The sequence below is a fragment of the Luteimonas cucumeris genome (assembly GCF_007830035.1).
Taxonomy (GTDB): Bacteria; Pseudomonadota; Gammaproteobacteria; order Xanthomonadales; family Xanthomonadaceae; genus Luteimonas_C; species Luteimonas_C cucumeris.
In genome coordinates this window covers 561307-577145 of record NZ_VLKN01000002.1, presented here as the reverse complement: position 1 = coordinate 577145, position 15839 = coordinate 561307, and the positions used below count along the sequence as shown (strand labels likewise).

Annotated in this window: 15 protein-coding genes; 11 read left to right on the top strand and 4 right to left on the bottom strand. The window is 65.8% G+C overall.

Features of this window, described 5'->3' with window-relative positions; translation table 11 throughout:
• Window positions 1-24: 24 nt before the first annotated feature.
• Together ggt and IP90_RS05770 are read left to right on the top strand one after the other, a co-directional pair.
• Window positions 25-1791: a gamma-glutamyltransferase gene (gene ggt / locus IP90_RS05775; protein ID WP_242007489.1), complete on the top strand. Its 1767-nt coding sequence runs from the start codon at window positions 25-27 to the stop codon at window positions 1789-1791.
• A gap of 167 nt (window positions 1792-1958) precedes the next feature.
• Window positions 1959-2537 (top strand): hypothetical protein, encoded by a 579-nt coding sequence (locus IP90_RS05770; protein WP_144898658.1) that lies wholly within the window; start codon window positions 1959-1961, stop codon window positions 2535-2537.
• A gap of 4 nt (window positions 2538-2541) precedes the next feature.
• Here IP90_RS05770 and IP90_RS05765 read toward each other — a convergent pair whose 3' ends face one another.
• Entirely contained in the window at window positions 2542-3303 is a 762-nt protein-coding gene (locus tag IP90_RS05765) for a sel1 repeat family protein (protein WP_158635286.1), read from the bottom strand.
• Window positions 3304-3422: 119 nt separating this feature from the next.
• Here IP90_RS05765 and IP90_RS05760 point away from each other — a divergent pair, with 119 nt between their 5' ends.
• On the top strand, window positions 3423-4313 hold the full coding sequence (locus IP90_RS05760) for an MBL fold metallo-hydrolase (RefSeq protein WP_144898656.1): 891 nt from the start codon (window positions 3423-3425) through the stop codon (window positions 4311-4313).
• A complete protein-coding gene (locus IP90_RS05755; protein ID WP_144898655.1) occupies window positions 4310-5020 on the top strand; it encodes a TMEM43 family protein in 711 nt (236 codons plus the stop codon). Before IP90_RS05760 ends, IP90_RS05755 begins: the two co-directional genes overlap by 4 nt.
• 16 nt (window positions 5021-5036) lie before the next feature.
• On the opposite strand, the gene upp is transcribed toward IP90_RS05755, so the two are convergent.
• Entirely contained in the window at window positions 5037-5669 is a 633-nt protein-coding gene (gene upp / locus IP90_RS05750; protein WP_144898654.1) for a uracil phosphoribosyltransferase, read from the bottom strand.
• 396 nt (window positions 5670-6065) lie between these two features.
• On the bottom strand, window positions 6066-7559 hold the full coding sequence (locus IP90_RS05745; protein WP_144898653.1) for an aminotransferase class III-fold pyridoxal phosphate-dependent enzyme: 1494 nt from the start codon (window positions 7557-7559) through the stop codon (window positions 6066-6068).
• Window positions 7560-7704: 145 nt separating this feature from the next.
• On the opposite strand from IP90_RS05745, the gene IP90_RS05740 reads away from it, so the two are divergent.
• The 6 genes from IP90_RS05740 to secF all read left to right on the top strand — a co-directional run bounded on the left by IP90_RS05740 (window position 7705) and on the right by secF (window position 13953).
• Window positions 7705-8136, top strand: coding sequence for an Lrp/AsnC family transcriptional regulator (locus IP90_RS05740; RefSeq protein WP_144898652.1), 432 nt, complete (start codon window positions 7705-7707; stop codon window positions 8134-8136).
• 75 nt (window positions 8137-8211) lie between these two features.
• The gene (gene queA, locus IP90_RS05735) at window positions 8212-9246 is read left to right on the top strand and encodes a tRNA preQ1(34) S-adenosylmethionine ribosyltransferase-isomerase QueA (RefSeq protein ID WP_144898651.1); all 1035 of its coding nucleotides are present in this window, start codon (window positions 8212-8214) and stop codon (window positions 9244-9246) included.
• A gap of 139 nt (window positions 9247-9385) precedes the next feature.
• Entirely contained in the window at window positions 9386-10507 is a 1122-nt protein-coding gene (gene tgt, locus IP90_RS05730; RefSeq protein ID WP_144898650.1) for a tRNA guanosine(34) transglycosylase Tgt, read from the top strand.
• Window positions 10508-10703: 196 nt separating this feature from the next.
• Entirely contained in the window at window positions 10704-11057 is a 354-nt protein-coding gene (gene yajC, locus IP90_RS05725) for a preprotein translocase subunit YajC (RefSeq protein WP_144898649.1), read from the top strand.
• 56 nt (window positions 11058-11113) lie between these two features.
• The gene (gene secD, locus IP90_RS05720) at window positions 11114-12973 is read left to right on the top strand and encodes a protein translocase subunit SecD (RefSeq protein WP_144898648.1); all 1860 of its coding nucleotides are present in this window, start codon (window positions 11114-11116) and stop codon (window positions 12971-12973) included.
• A gap of 14 nt (window positions 12974-12987) precedes the next feature.
• Complete coding sequence (gene secF, locus IP90_RS05715) at window positions 12988-13953, top strand: protein translocase subunit SecF (RefSeq protein WP_144898647.1); 966 nt, start codon at window positions 12988-12990, stop codon at window positions 13951-13953.
• 95 nt (window positions 13954-14048) lie between these two features.
• Here the strand turns inward: secF and IP90_RS05710 are convergent, their stop codons facing one another.
• A complete protein-coding gene (locus IP90_RS05710; protein ID WP_144898646.1) occupies window positions 14049-14879 on the bottom strand; it encodes an inositol monophosphatase family protein in 831 nt (276 codons plus the stop codon).
• Window positions 14880-14970: 91 nt separating this feature from the next.
• Between IP90_RS05710 and IP90_RS05705 the strand changes: the two genes are divergently transcribed.
• Window positions 14971-15717 carry an RNA methyltransferase gene (locus tag IP90_RS05705; RefSeq protein WP_144898645.1) on the top strand — a complete coding sequence of 249 codons (747 nt, stop codon included), beginning with the start codon at window positions 14971-14973 and terminating at the stop codon, window positions 15715-15717.
• The last annotated feature ends 122 nt before the right edge of the window (window positions 15718-15839 follow it).

Sequence of the window (15839 nt, the reverse complement as noted above, 5' to 3'; positions counted from 1 at the left end):
GAAACTCGCCTTATGGGAATTCGCATGAAGTCAATTCGCATCGCAGGCCTGGTATTGCTCGCCGGCCTGTTGCTTCCTGTGGCGGCATTCGCCGACGCCCGTCGCGAACAGCCGTCGTCGCCACCACCTGGCATTGCTGTCGCCAGTGCGCATGAGCTGGCCACCGAAGCGGGCATGAAGATGCTGCGCGAAGGCGGCAACGCGTTCGATGCCGCGGTCGCCACGTCGGCCGCCTTGTCGGTGGTGGAGCCGATCAGCAGCGGACTCGGCGGCGGCGGCTTCTTCCTGCTGCACGATGCAAAGACCGGCAAGGACGTCTTCATCGACGCGCGCGAGATCGCGCCTGCCGCGGCCAAGCCCGAGGAATACCTGCTCGAGAACGGCGAGTTCAATCGCGACCGCGCCGAAAACGGCCCTTGGGCGGCCGGCATTCCCGGCTTGCCGGCTGCGTTCGTGCATCTTGCCGACAAGTACGGAAAGCTGCCGCTGCAGACCACGCTGGCGCCGGCGATCAAGCTGGCGCGCGATGGATTCCCGGTCTACGGCCGGCTGGTGCGCGGCTATACCGCGCGACGCGAGGTGATGGAACGCTATCCCGGAACCCGTGCGGTGTTCCTGGCCGGCGGCGCGCCACTCGAGGAAGGCGACAACTTCAGGCAGCCGGACCTGGCGCAAACGCTCGAACTGCTCGCAGCGAAAGGCTTCGATGGCTTCTATCGCGGCGTCGTGGCGGACAAGCTGCTGGCCGGCGTGAAGGCCGAAGGCGGCCGCTGGACCGCCCAGGAACTGGCGGCCTACCGCGTCCGCGAACGCGAGCCGATCAGTTTCCAGTACCGCGACTGGCGCATCGTCACCGCGCCGCCACCCTCGTCCGGCGGCGTGGCGCTGGCGCAGATGCTGCAGATCCTGGAAGGCTGGGACCTGGATAGTCTCGAGCCGGCGCAGCGCGTTCACCTCGTGGTTGAATCGATGCGCCGTGCGTTCCGCGATCGCACGTTCTATCTCGGCGATCCGGATTTCGTGAAGGTGCCGATGGCGCTTCTGACCAGCGCCGACTACGCCGCCGGTCTGCGCGCCACCATCCATCCGCACAAGGCGACGCCAAGCGACATGCTGTCCGGCGAACCGACGCCGCTGGAAGACGACGAGACCACGCACTTCTCGGTCATCGACGCCGATGGCAACCGCGTCGCTGCCACGCAGACCGTCAACCTGCTGTTCGGCTCGGGCCTGATTCCGCCGGGCACCGGCGTGCTGCTCAACAACGAGATGGACGATTTCGCGCTCAAGCCCGGCACGCCGAATGCGTTCGGCGTGATGGGTTACGACGCCAATGCACCGCAGCCGGGCAAGCGCATGCTCAGCTCGATGACGCCGACGTTCATGGAATCGGCCGACCGCATCGCCGTGCTCGGCACGCCCGGCGGCACGCGCATCATCACTATGGTGCTGCTCGGCGTACTCGGTTTCGACGACGGCCTGGATGCCCAGCCTGTCGCCGCGTTGCCGCGTTATCACCACCAGTGGATGCCGGACAGGATCGACGCGGAGACCGGCGCGTTCACGCCCGAAGTCGCGAAGGCGCTCAAGGCCATGGGCCATAACCTGGAACTTCCAGGCGACGAGGCCGCGGGCGGCCGTGGTTCGAGCCATGTCTGGGGCAACATGCAGACCCTGTTGTGGAACCGGAAGGCCAATACCCTTTCCGGGGGCAGCGATCCGCGCAACCCGGTGGGGCGGGCAATGGTGGAACTGCGCCAGGGCAAGGCTGCCGCAGCCATCGCGAAGTGAGCTTCCTCATTGAGTAAGAAGTGATGAGGGAACGGGAGTGCTTGTTCCCTCGGTCTTGAAGACCGGATCAACAGCAAATCCCCCGTAGCCCCCTTTTCCAAAGGGAGCAAAAGCCGCAAGCTCCTCCCGATTCCCGATTCCCGATTCCCGATTCCCGATTCCCGCCCATGGCCGACAACGACAAGAAACCGGTCGCCCACCTGGTCCCGGCGATCCTCACCGGCACCGCGGCATTGATCGCGTCGCTGACCGCGGTCTATGTCAACGTGCGCGGCGACAGGGCCACAGACAAGGCGCCGGTGCCCATCGTCGTGGCCGCCAACGATGCCGCGTCCAAGCCGCTGCCGGCATTGCCTTCGGACAAGGTGCAACTGCAGCTGGACCGCATCGCGGTCCAGCACGACGGCTCGATCGGCACCACCGACTGGCGTTTCGCGGTCGAAGCGGACGGCCAGCCGCTATTCGTTTTCCAGCAGGACGACCTCGACGATACCGGTGGTCGCAACGTTGCCATTCCCGAGGACGTACAGGCCACACTGCGCCTGCCGTCCGGACAGCGCGCCAAACTGACGATCAAGGGCTGGCGCGGCAGCCGCCTGCGGCTGATCGAAGGCGCGCCCGACGTGACCGGCGAAGGCGCGATCGGCGACGGCGCACTGGCGCCGATTCCGGTCAAGGCCACGAAGGACAGCAATGGCGCCTTCGTGTTTTATTTTTCGGCTGATCGTGGAGACAAGGCGCAGTAGCACGTCACGGATTGGTTTGCCCAACCTTCTTTTTCGAGGGACGACGCGCAGCGGATTGGTCCTCGGCGACTTCCAGTTCGCCGACAGTGACCTTGCCGTCTGGCCGATCCAATTGCGTTGCGGCGCGTTCTTCCAGGTCTTTGGCGAGACCACCTACCGAACCCAAAGGCCCCATATAGCCCAAACCGGTATCCCGACTGAGACCCGCACCATGCCCCATGCCTCTTATGGCGACGGAAGCAAAGGGGTCGCTCGTCTTCAGGTGCTGGATGTGCCGGGTTTCTCGGTCGAAACGCGTTCGTGCCCGCTCCAACGCCATACGATCACCGTACTTGCTCTTCATCATGTTCCATAAAGCGTCCGCCTGCCGGCGTACCTCCGGTGACACGGACGAATAGGAAGTGGCCAACACTTCGCGTTCCAGTTTGGCGTCTGGCCTTTCCGCGGCCAGCGCCAGCCATGCAAGCCCCAATGGCTGGTTCACAGGAATATGGTCGCCCCGAAAATGAATCAATCCGAGATTGAACTGCGCGCGTTTGTCGCCCCAGGCGGCGGCTGACTCGTACATGCTGAGGGCATGTTCGTAGTCGCCTTTGCTGAAAGCCCTGCTTCCCGCGCAGAAGTAGTAGTCGCCCGGGAAGTACCGTTCTACGGTCTGAGAGCAACGTGGGGGCGGCTGCGTGGAGGATTCGCTGCCTGTGGCAGGGGTCCATCCCGAAACCAAGGTCAACATGCAGCCAGTTGCCGCGATCGCTGCCTTCATCATGGTGGCCTCCAATCCTGGAACTGCCGACTGTCGCGAGTGGGCCACAAATGCATCGACCGTGCAACAGGCCTCTGTTGAAATGGGATAATGGGACAAGCGATCGCAGCATGAGTCATGCCATGAAATTCTGGTCCCTGCTCGGCAATTCCCAGAAGCTGGACGGCGGCGCCATGTTCGGCAATGCGCCACGCGCGGTCTGGTCCAGATGGCTGCCGCCGGACGAGCTCAACCGCGTGCCGTTGGCCTGCCGCGCACTGCTGGCCGCTCCGCTCAATGGCAGGACGGTGTTGTTCGAATCCGGTATCGGCGCGTTCTTCGAACCGAAACTGCGCGAGCGTTATGGCGTGGTCGAGGATCGCCACGTGCTGCTCGATTCGCTGCGCGAGGCCGGGTTCGCACACGAGGACATCGATGTTGTGGTGCTCAGCCATCTGCATTTCGACCATGCCGGTGGACTGCTCGCGCCGTGGCAGGAAGGCCGTGCGCCGCAGCTGCTGTTCCCCAATGCAACTTTCCTGGTCAGTGCCGCGTGTTGGGATCGCGCACGCGATCCGCATCCGCGCGACCGCGCCAGCTTCATTCCCGAATTGCCCGGCCTGCTTCAGGCGAGCGGTCGCCTGGAAATCGTCGACAGCACGCATTCGCGCGCGCTCGGCGACAGCGTGCGTTTCCATTACAGCGATGGCCATACGCCCGGCTTGATGCTGGCCGAGATCGTCGGCCCGGAGCAGGTCGACGGCCAGACGCATGGCGGCGTCGTGTTCTGCGCGGACCTGATTCCTGGTCGGCCGTGGGTGCATGTGCCGATCACGATGGGCTACGACCGCAACGCCGAGTTGCTGATCGACGAGAAACGCGAGTTCCTGGCCGACAAGCTGGCGCGCGACGTGCATCTGTTCTTCACCCATGACCCTGACTGCGCATTGGCGAGGGTCACGCGCGACGACAAGGGCCGGTACGGCACTACCAATGAAGTGGGCGAACTGCACGCGCGGCCGTTGATGGCATGAACCGTTTCGCTTGGCTGTTGTGGGTGTCGCTGTCGGGATTCGCCCTGTCCGCGGATCCTGCGATGGCGCAAACGGTGCCGGTCGGACATCCGCAGGTGGACAAACCGCCGCGCGATGCCGAATTCGGGGTGGTGTCGCGCCGGTTCGGATTGGAGCGCCGGGTCGAGATGTACCAGTGGCGCGACACCGGCCATGGCTACGAAAAGGTATGGAGCGCGGTTCCGATCGCCTCGGCCTTGTTCGCGCCGGGTCACATGAATCCGGCGGTATTGCCACTGGCGAGCCGCCGCATCCTGGCCAACCGGGTGACACTCGATGGCCAGCCTGTGGATCCGGAAGTCGTCGCACACCTCGGTGAATGGCGCACGTTCCGCCCGAATTTTTCAGCCTTGCCTGGCAACTTGTCCGCCACCTTCCAGCCCGAAGGCGATGGTCTGGGCAGTGCGGAAAACCCGCTCGATCCGCAGATCGGCGACCTGCGCGTGACCTGGCGCGAACTCGATTTGCCGGCGCTGGAAGGCCGCGTCGAGTTGCAGGGCGGCGTCTGGAAACTGCAGCCACAGTTTAGTGACCAAGTCGCGCCGCAGGCAGCCGGGGTGCCCGCGAGCTGGCTCGACAAGCGCACCCTGGGCTGGCTGATCGGCGCCGGCGTCTTCCTGCTGGCGATCCTTGTCATCGTGATCCTGATGCGCGGTCGCCATCGTTGAGCGGCCCGGCTGGTGATCAGTCGTTGCGCGTACCGAAGATCCTGTCTCCGGCATCGCCCAGGCCCGGCAGGATGTAGCCTTTCTCGTTGAGGCCGTGGTCGATCGAGGCCGTATAGACCTCGGCATCCGGATGCGCGGCGGCGAGCGCGTCCAACCCCTGCGGTGCCGCGACCAGGAACAGTCCCTTGATCCGCAGCGCGCCGGCCGCCTTGAGCCGGTCGACGGTAGCGATCAGCGTGCCGCCGGTGGCCAGCATCGGGTCCAGGATCAATGCCGTGCGGTCCTGCAGGTCGCCGACCAGCTTTTCGTAGTAGGCGACGGCGCCCAGCGTTGTTTCGTCGCGCTGCAGGCCGACCACGCTGACCTTGGCGGCGGGAATGAGTTCGAGCACGCCCGGAAGCATGCCCAGGCCGGCGCGCAGGATCGGCACCAGGGTGATCTTGCGACCCTTGAGCCGGCGCACATCGACGGTGCCGGCCCAGCCTTGTACCTGCACATCCTCGGTCTCGAGATCGGCGGTGGCCTCGTAGGTCAGCAGCGTCGCCACTTCCGACGACAGTTCGCGGAACGTCTTGGTGCTGTTGTCGGCGCGGCGCATCAGGCCGAGCTTGTGCTGCACCAGTGGGTGGCGGATCTCGACGACCTTCATGCGGCTAGGCTAGCGCGGAATCGGCCCGACCGTAGCCCAGGTAAGCGAAGCGCACTGGGAAATACGCTCGACTCGACCTTGTCGCTTCGCTTGCCGGTTACGGATCGGAGCAAAGCTTCCGTGCGCTGCGCGCCCGGGTCACTTTCTTTGCTGGCCCAAAGAAAGTAACCACTGCGCCGCAGAGCGGCGCGAACGGCGAAGCCGGCCCCGAAGGGGCGAAGGGCAGGATGCCCGGAGTAAAGAAAGGGCCTGGAGCCTGCATTGGCACGCGCTAGTCCTGGACGCACGAACTGAGGCTGCTGCCTATGCTGCCGGGTTTCTTGTCCTCGCTTCGAAGTCTGGTCGCAGGTGCGTGCAAAGTGCGACGCGTAACGTTCAGTTTGAAAAAAGCCGGGGTTACGCGGCGGCGACTTGCTGTTGACGTGGGCCTTCCAGCAGTGCGCGCTTGACCATGTTCACCAGCAGCTCGATCTCGTCGCTGCGCACCGCGAAATGCGGGGTGAAGCGCAGCGAGTTGGCGCCGCCGTGGATCACGCCGAGGCCATGCTCGCGCAGCCATTCCTCGCTGGAGCCGGTGCCGTAGCCCTTGTAGCTCGGGTCGAGCTCGCAGGAGAACAGCAGGCCGGTGCCTTGTACCTTGGTGATCAGCCCGCCGAGTTCGCCCTTGAGCTTCTCCAGCTTTTCCACGGCTTCGCGGCCGCGGTCGCGGATGTTGTCGCGCAGCTCCGGTGTGATCATTTCCAGCACCGCGCAGCCGACGTCGAGCGCGCGCGGATTGGTGGTCATGGTGTTGCCGTATACGCCGCTGCGGTACAGCCCGGCGGCATGCTCGGTCACGGCCAGTACCGACAGCGGATACTGCGCGGCGTTGAGCGCCTTCGAATACGTTTCCATGTCCGGCGCTTCGAGCGCCTCGAAACCCGGGTAGTCGACGATCGACAGCACGCCCTGCGCGCGCAGGCCCGCCTGGATCGAATCAACCAGCAACAGCGCGCCATGCGCCTTGGTCAACGCACGCGCAGCGGCGTAAAACGCCGGCGGCACCGAGCGGCCCGGGTCGCCTTCGCCCATCACCGGCTCCAGGAACATCGCCTCGATGAACCAGCCATTGGCTTCGGCATCGCTGAACACCTTCTTCAGCGCGTCGATGTCGTAGGGCTCGATCGCGATCACCGAATCCTCGCCGCGATAGCTGGCCAGGAACTGCAGGTAGGTCTTGCGGCTGGAGTCGGAATACAGCGCCGGACGATCGGTGCGGCCGTGGAAGCTGCCCTTGACCACGAGACGCTTGACTGTGCGGCCGGCATGACGCGCGCCCGGATCGGTCATCAGCTTGGTGTTGATGTCCGCGATGCGGGCGGCGAGTCCCACCGACTCGGAGCCGGAATTCAGGCACAGGAACCTGCTGTAGGGACAGCTGCCGCGGCCTTGGCCGATCGCGTTGCGCATGGCGCGCGCGAAGCGCAGCTGCGACAGGTTCGGGGTCATGATGTTGGCCATTACCTGCGGCTTGGCCATTGCATCCATGATCTTCTGCGGCGTGTGGCCGAAGCCGAGCATGCCGTAGCCACCGCAGTCGTAGAGCACCGCGCCATTGAGCGTGATCACCCAGGGCCCGCGCGCGGCCAGCGCGACGTAGGGGTTGACGGCATCGTGCGGGTAGAAGTTGACGAAGCCTTCCTGCAGCGCATCCACCTGCGCACCCTCGTCGAGGTTCAGCAGTTCCGGGAATTCGCTGCGCACGCGCTCGTATTCGGCGACGGCCGCATCGATCGCCTCGAGCAGCGACGGATGCGAGGCGAAGCGGGCGAGGGTGGCGTCGTCGAGGCCGTGGGTGCGGCGCTGGCCGGTGTGGGCGCGCAGCGGCGCGAGTTTGTCGGTCACGGACATCGTGCGTTCCTCCGGGTTCGTGGGGCCGAAAGCCGTCAGGCAGTGGCCGGCCTTCTATTATCGACAGGTTTTCGTCAATTGACAGGTGCGATCTGCGCAAAACTAACGTAGATTTTCGTCATATCGACGACACGGATGGACAATCATGAAGCTGACCGGCGCCGACGAGGCCCTGTTGTCGCTGCTGCGCGAAAACGCACGCGCATCGACCGCGCATATCGCGCGACGGTTGCAGCTGTCGCGGACCACGGTGCAGAGCCGGCTGGAGCGGCTCGAGCGCTCGGGCGTCATCGCCGGTTATACGGTGCGGGTCAACGACGACTTCGAGCGCGAGCGGATCCGCGCGTTGATCATGATCACCGTCTACCCCAAGCAGATGCCCGCCGTCGTCGAGGCGCTGCGGCAGATGCGCGAGGTGCGCAGCCTGCAGTCGCTCAGCGGCGGCTGGGACCTGGTCGCGGTGGCGGTGGTGCCGACGATCGGCGACATGGACGCGCTGACCGACCGGATCGGCGCGCTGGACGGCGTCGAGCGCACCACGTCGTCGCTGGTGCTGTCGACCAAGTTCGAACGCTGACACCGGCGCGACGGCCTCGCGGGGAGCGGACGCGAGGCCGCTTACAATGCGCGCCCCTAGGTTGCGCCTGCCATCTTGAAGAAAACCGATTTCCATTACGACCTGCCCGCCGAACTGATCGCGCAGACGCCGTTGCCGGAACGCTCGGCCAGCCGCCTGCTGTGCGTGCCGCCGGCGCCGGAACCGCTCGCCGATCAGCACGTGCGCGACCTGCCGCAATGGCTGCAGCCAGGCGACCTGCTGGTGTTCAACGACACGCGGGTGATTCCAGCACGGCTGCTGGGGACCAAGTCCAGCGGCGGTCGGGTCGAGATCCTGATCGAGCGCCTGCTGCCCGGCAACGAGGCTCGCGCGCAGATCGGCGCCAGCAAGTCGCCGAAACCGGGCGGACGCATCGCGCTGGATGCCGGCGGCGAGGTCGAGGTGCTGGGTCGCGACGGCGAGTTCTACCTGCTGCGTTTCCATGTCGACGATCCGCTGGAGTCGTGGCTGCTGCGCGCCGGGCGCCTGCCGCTGCCGCCGTACATCCAGCGCGAGCCGGATGCCGACGATGCGGAGCGCTACCAGACCGTGTTCGCGCGCGCGGTGGGTGCCGTCGCGGCGCCGACCGCCGGCCTGCATTTCGACGAGGCGCTGTTGCAGGCGCTGCGCGAGCGCGGTGTCCAGTTCGGCCATGTCACGCTGCATGTCGGCGCCGGCACCTTCCAGCCGATGCGCGTCGACGATGTGCGCGAACATCGCATGCACAGCGAATGGCTCAATGTCGGCGCCGAACTGGTCGAACAGGCGCGGCGCACGCGCGCTGCCGGCGGCAGGATCATCGCAGTGGGCACCACCGTGGTGCGCGCGCTGGAATCGGCGATGCACGACGGCGCGCTGCTGCCGTTCGCCGGCGAGACACGGATCTTCATTTTCCCCGGTTACCGGATCCGTTCGGTGGATGCGCTGCTGACCAATTTCCACCTGCCGGAGAGCACGCTGCTGATGCTGGTCTCGGCGTTTGCCGGTCGCGAGCGCGTGTTCGCCGCCTATGCGCATGCGGTGCGCGAGCGCTACCGGTTCTTCTCGTACGGCGATGCGATGCTGCTGTTCCCGGAAACGTCGAAGTGATGCGTCATCATCGTTCTTTCTCGACGGCGTCATCCCAGCGAAAGCTGGGACCCATTTTGCTTTGGCTATTTTCCCTCGACCCAAAAAGATCAAGGTGGGTCCCAGCTTTCGCTGGGATGACGGGTAGAGAGGATCAGCCATGAGCCGCATGTCCTTCGAACTGCTGGGCACTGATGGTCCTGCCCGCCGTGGCCGCCTCGCGTTCCCGCGCGGCACTGTCGAAACGCCGGCGTTCATGCCGGTCGGCACCTACGGCTCGGTCAAGGGTGTGCTGCCGGAACAGGTGCGCGCGCTCGGTGCGCAGATCATCCTGGGCAATACCTTTCATCTCTACCTGCGGCCGGGTCTGGAGGTCATCGAGGCGCATGGCGGATTGCACGGCTTCACCCGCTGGGACGGGCCGATCCTGACCGATTCCGGCGGTTTCCAGGTGTTCTCGCTGGCGCATCGCCGCAAGATCACCGAGCAGGGCGTCACCTTCGCCGCACCGACCGACGGTTCCACCGTGTTCCTGGGCCCGGAGGAGAGCATGCGCATCCAGCGCGTGCTGGACTCGGACATCGTGATGATCTTCGATGAATGTCCGCCGGTGCATGTCGACGGCAAGCCGGTGGGCCTGGGCGTGGTGCAGCAGTCGATGGAGCTGTCGCTGCGTTGGGCGGAGCGCTCGAAAAAGGCGCATGAAGGCAATGATGCCGCATTGTTCGGCATCGTCCAGGGCGGCGTGCACCACGAGCTGCGCACGCGTTCGGCGCAAGGTTTGCAGCAGATCGGCTTCGACGGCTACGCCATCGGCGGACTCGCGGTGGGCGAGACCGAGGCCGAGCGCAACGACATGCTCGACCACACCGCCCCGCAATTGCCGCAGGACCGCCCGCGTTACCTAATGGGCGTCGGCCGGCCGGAGGACCTGGTGGAAGCGGTCGCGCGCGGCGTCGACATGTTCGATTGCGTGATGCCCACCCGCAATGCACGCAACGGCCATTACTTCACCGGCACCGGCACGGTGCGCATCCGCAATGCCAGGTACGAGCGCGACACGGGCCCGATTGAAGCCGGCTGCGGCTGCTACACCTGCAGCAATGGCTACAGCCGCGCCTACCTGCGCCACCTGGACCGCTGCAACGAGATGCTGGCACCGATCCTGGGCACCCTCCACAACCTCTGGTACTACCAGAAGCTGATGGCCGACATGCGCGCCGCGATCGAGCAGGGAACCTTTGCCACCTTCAGGCTGTCCTTCCATGCAGCCCGTGCTTGAGCTCTCTCCCTCCCGGCACGGCTAACGGGTAAGGGTTCGGCGCGCAGGAACAGGTTCACGGCGCGCCGAACCCTTGTCCACCTGGGCGCCGTCCTCTGCGAAACCGGGAGGATCCGCGGCCCCAGGAGGCTTGAAAGCCCGATGCTGCGGCTACATGGCATAATTCCCAGCTATTTTGCGCCGATGGATGATTCCGATGAACCTGATCGACCTGCTGATTTCCCCCGCGTATGCCCAGGCTGCGGGCCAGCCAGCCCCCGGCGGCCTGTTCGGCGGTGGCCTGTCCGGGCTGCTGTTCCCGATCATCCTGATCGCGATCATGTACTTCCTGATGATCCGTCCGCAGATGAAGCGCGCCAAGGAACATCGCGCCATGCTGGAGAAGCTGTCCAAGGGCGATGAGGTCATCACCAACGGCGGCATCGCCGGCACCGTCAGCGACATCGGCGACAGCTTCATCACCGTCGAGATCGCCGACAACGTGCGCGTGCGCGTGCAGAAGGGCGCGGTCGGCAACGTACTGCCCAAGGGCACGCTCAAGTCCGCCTGATCCCTCGTTTCCACCTCTGATGCGCGCGGCCAGCGGGTCGCGCGCGGGTCTTGCCGATGCTCGAATACGCGCGCTGGAAATACGTCGTCATCCTGGTCGTGGTGCTGGTGAGTGCGCTGTACGCGCTGCCCAACCTGTTCCCGTCGGATCCCTCGGTGCAGATCACCGCCAATCGCGGTGCCACGATCGACGCCGCGCTGCGCGGAAAGGTCGATGCCGCACTGAAGGCCGCCGGGGTCACCCCCAAGGCGATCGAGGTCGGCAAGGACGGCAACCTGCTGGTGCGCCTGGACAGCCCGGACGCGCAGACCAGGGCTTCCGATGCGCTGGCTGACCTGGGCAATGGTTATGTGGTCGCGCTCAACCTGGCATCGACGGTGCCGCCGTGGCTGGAGGCGATCAACGCCAAGCCGATGCTGCTGGGTCTGGACCTGCAGGGCGGCGTGCACTTCCTGATGGAGGTCGACCGCAAGGCCGCGCTGGACAAGCGCTTCGAGGCCTATCTGGAAGACCTGCGCGTGGTGCTTCGCGACAACCGCGTCCCCTATCGTTCGGTCGAGCGCCTCGGCGACAACTCGCTGCGGGTGATGCTCGGCAATGCGGCCGATGCCGACAAGGCCCGGCAGCTGATCGCGCGCGACCTGCCGACGCTGGCCATGGACATCGAAGGCGACCGCATCAGCCTGACCGTGCCCGAGGAAGAACTGCAGAAGACGCTGGCGAGCGCCATCGAGCAGAACGTCGGCACGCTGCGCAACCGCATCAACGAACTCGGCGTGGCCGAGCCCATCATCCAGCGCCAGGGCAGCGAACGCGTGGTGGTGCAGCTGCCGGGCGTGCAGGACACCGCTCAGGCCAAGCGCATCCTCGGCGCGACGGCGACACTGGAATACCGCGGCGTGGTCCAGGAAGGCAATCCCTACGAGCCGAGCACGGTGCCGCCGGAGGGGCGCATCTTCCACCGCAAGGAACTCGGGCCCGACGGCAAGCCGATCCCGATCATCCTCAACAAGCGCATCATCGCCTCCGGCGACCAGTTGCAGGACGCCTCCTCGTTCTTCGACGCGCAAACCGGCACGCCCGGCGTGCGCGTGCGCCTGACCAGCCTTGGCGGCCAGCGCATGTTCGACTATTCCAGCCAGCACGTCGGCAAGCCGATGGCGGTGGTCTACACCGAACGCATTCCCGAAGTGAAGATGGTCGACGGCAAGGAGGTGCGCACCACCCGCACCCGCGAACAGGTGATCTCGGTGGCGACCATCCAGAGCACGCTCGGCCGCGAATTCCAGACCACCGGCCTGGAAAGCACCAAGGAAGCGGCCGACCTGGCGCTGCTGTTGCGCGCCGGTGCGCTGGCCGCACCGATGGACTTCGTCGAGCAGCGCGTCGTCGGCCCCAGCCTCGGCAAGGAGAACGTCGAGCGCGGCCTGCGCGCGGTGCTGTACTCGTTCGCGTTCGCGCTGGTGTTCTTTCTGATCTATTACCGCATGTTCGGCATCATCACCTGCGTGGCGCTGATGCTGAACCTGTTGATGGTGGTCGCGCTGATGTCGATGCTCGGCTTCACCATGACCCTGCCGGGCCTGGCGGGCATCGCGCTGACCGTGGGCATGTCGGTCGACGCCAACGTGCTGATCAACGAGCGAATACGCGAGGAACTGCGTGCTGGCCTGCCGCCGCAGACCGCGATCGCCACTGGTTATGACCGCGCCTCCGGGACGATCGCCGACGCCAACCTCACCGCGTTGCTGGCCGGCATCGCCCTGTTCGCGTTCGGCACCGGGCCGATCAAGGGCTTCGCAGTGGCGATGATCCTCGGCATCCTGACCTCGATGTACACCGCGGTCTCGGTGTCGCGCGGCATCGCCACGCTGATCTACGGCGGCCGTCGCAAAATCAAGTCAGTCGCGATCTGACGGAGAATACGACCATGAAGATATTCCCGTTGAACCTGATCCCGTACGGCACCAAGATCGACTTCATGCGCATGCGCTGGGTGTCGCTGACGGTGGCGGCGCTGCTGACGCTGGCCTCGATCGTGGCGATCGCGACGATGCAGTTCAATTTCGCACTCGACTTCACCGGTGGCACGTCCGTGGAAGTGCGCTTCGCCAAGCTGGCGGACGTCGATGCCGTGCGAAGCAAGCTGGCCGATGCCGGTTACACCAGCGCGCAGGTGCAGACCTTCGGCTCCGGCAACGACCTGTTGATCCGCCTGCAGGGCAAGGAGGGCGCGGGCCAGCAGACCGATCCGACGCAGATCGCCGACCACGTGGTCAGCATCGTCACCAGCGCCGGGAATCCCGCGCAACGGATGAGCAGCGGCTATGTCGGCTCGCAGGTCGGCAAGGAACTGGCCTGGAACGGCATCTGGGCGCTGTTGTTCGTGATGGTCGGCTTCCTGGCCTACATCTCGTTCCGCTTCGAGTGGAAGTTCGCGGTGTCCGCGATCATCACCACGCTCAGCGACATCATTATCGTCGCCGGCTGGTTCGCGGTGACCCAGCACGAGTTCGACCTGACCGTGCTGGCCGGCATCCTGTCGGCGCTGGGCTACTCGATCAACGACAAGATCGTGGTCTTCGACCGCGTGCGCGAGAACTTCCGTGCGATGCGCGCGCCGCCGCGCGAGATCCTCAACGCCTCGATCAACCAGACCCTGTCGCGCACGATCATCGTCTCGTTCGTTGCGTTCCTGACCGTACTCGCGCTGTACCTGTACGGCGGCGGCTCGCTGCAGGGCATGGCCGAGGCGCAGATGATCGGCATCGTGCTGGGCACGCTGTCGTCGATCTTCGTCGCCTGCCCGTTGCTGACCATTGGTCCGCTGCAGGTCAGCAAGCAGGACCTGATGCCCAAGGCCAAGGACGAGGCCGCGCTGGCGCGCAGACCGTAAGCGGCTGTGCTTCACCAAAAAAAGGCCGCGCAATGCGCGGCCTTTTTTGTGCATCGTGGTTTTGCAGGGCGACAGGCGCCGCCCTGCAGGATTTGTCATCCAAACGTCTTCGCATACCCCGACGATGCAATCGTCTTCAGCAGCGGGTCGACCACCTTGACGTTGCCGGCAACGATCTGGCCGACGGTGGTGCTGACCACGTCCATGCGGCCCAGGCTGGCGCCGCGATAGTCGCAGACGCGGCCGCCGGCCTCGCGCACCATCAGCGCGCCGGCGGCGATGTCCCAAGGCTTCACGCCGGCTTCGAAGTACGCATCCAGGCGGCCGCAGGCGACGTAAGCCAGGTCCAGGGCGGCCGAGCCGGTGCGGCGCACGTCCTCGGCGTCGCGCAGCAGTTCGCGGATGCATTCCAGTTGCGCGCCGGCGCGGACGCGCTCGCGCGGCGGGAAGCCGGTGACCAGCACGCTGCCGGCCAGTTCCTTGCGATCCGCGACGCGGATCTTGCGGTCGTTGAGCACGGCACCGGCGCCGCGACTGGCGGTGAACAGTTCGTTGCGGATCGGGTCGAAGATCACGCCGTGGGTCGGCTCGCCGTTCTCGGTGAGCGCGATCGATACGCAGTAGTGCGGAAAGCCGCGCAGATAGTTGCTGGTGCCGTCGAGCGGGTCGATCACCCAGGTGAACTTGCCGCCGCCACGGCCGGCCTTCTGCGCGCCGCCTTCCTCGCCCAGGATCCCGTAGTCGGGAAACGAGCGCTTCAGTTCCTTGATGATCGCCTGTTCGGCAAGGCCGTCGACCTCGCTGGCGAAGTCCATGCGGTCCTTCTCGACCACGTTGAGCGCGTCCAGCTTGCCGAGATGACGCAACAGCACGCTGCCGCCCGCTCGAGCTGCCTTGACCATGATGGTGACTGCGGGTTTTTGCATGACGCGGACGGCCTCCAGGGCACGGGCAGGGCTGACGGGGGTAAAGAGCGGTCCGGCGCGGAGGCCGGCGCGCGCAGTTTAACATTCATCCATGGAGACTCCTGTTTCACGCTTCCGCATCGTGCTGGTCGGCACCCAGCATCCCGGCAACATCGGCTCGGCCGCGCGCGCGATCAAGACCATGGGCCTGCGCCGGCTGGTGCTGGTGGCGCCCGAACGTTTTCCCCATGCCGACGCCGTGGCGATGGCCGCTGGCGCCGACGACGTGCTGGTCGAAGCGCCGATATTCGAAACCCTGGCCGAGGCTGTTGCCGATTGCCGGCTGGTACTGGGCTGCACCGCGCGTGACCGGCGCGTTGCGCTGGAGCAGCTGCTGCCCCGGGAAGCGGCGGCGCGGAGCTGGGATGCCGCTGCCGGCGATGCCGAGGTGGCGCTGGTGTTCGGGCGCGAACGCACCGGGTTGAGCAACGAGGAACTGCAGCTGTGCCATGCGGCGGTGCACATCCCGGCCGATCCGGGCTACAGCTCGCTCAACCTGGCCGCCGCGGTCCAGGTTCTGTCCTACGAACTACGCCTGGCTCAGCTCGAGCGGACGGCCGCCGACGCCTCCCCGGAAGCGCGCGTGCTGGCTCCGCATGCCGAACTCGAAGGCTTGTTCGCGCAGCTCGCGCAGGCGCTGGACGAGATCGACTTCCATAAGGGGCGCGCGCCGGAGTCGGCGATGCGCAAGTTGCGCCGCCTGTACCTGCGCGCCAACCTCGATGCCAAGGAGGTGCGTTTGCTGCGCGGCATCCTGGCCGACACGCAGCGGATGGCCATGCTGGCACGCAAGGCATGAACCGGCCAATCCTGCGGAAGCGGCTTCAGCCTCGACACCATCGCCACCGAAACCGGGCCGGGCTGAAGGTCGTCCAGCAAAGAGCGGCGAATTCGTTGTCCGCCGCCCGCCGGTTAGGCTAG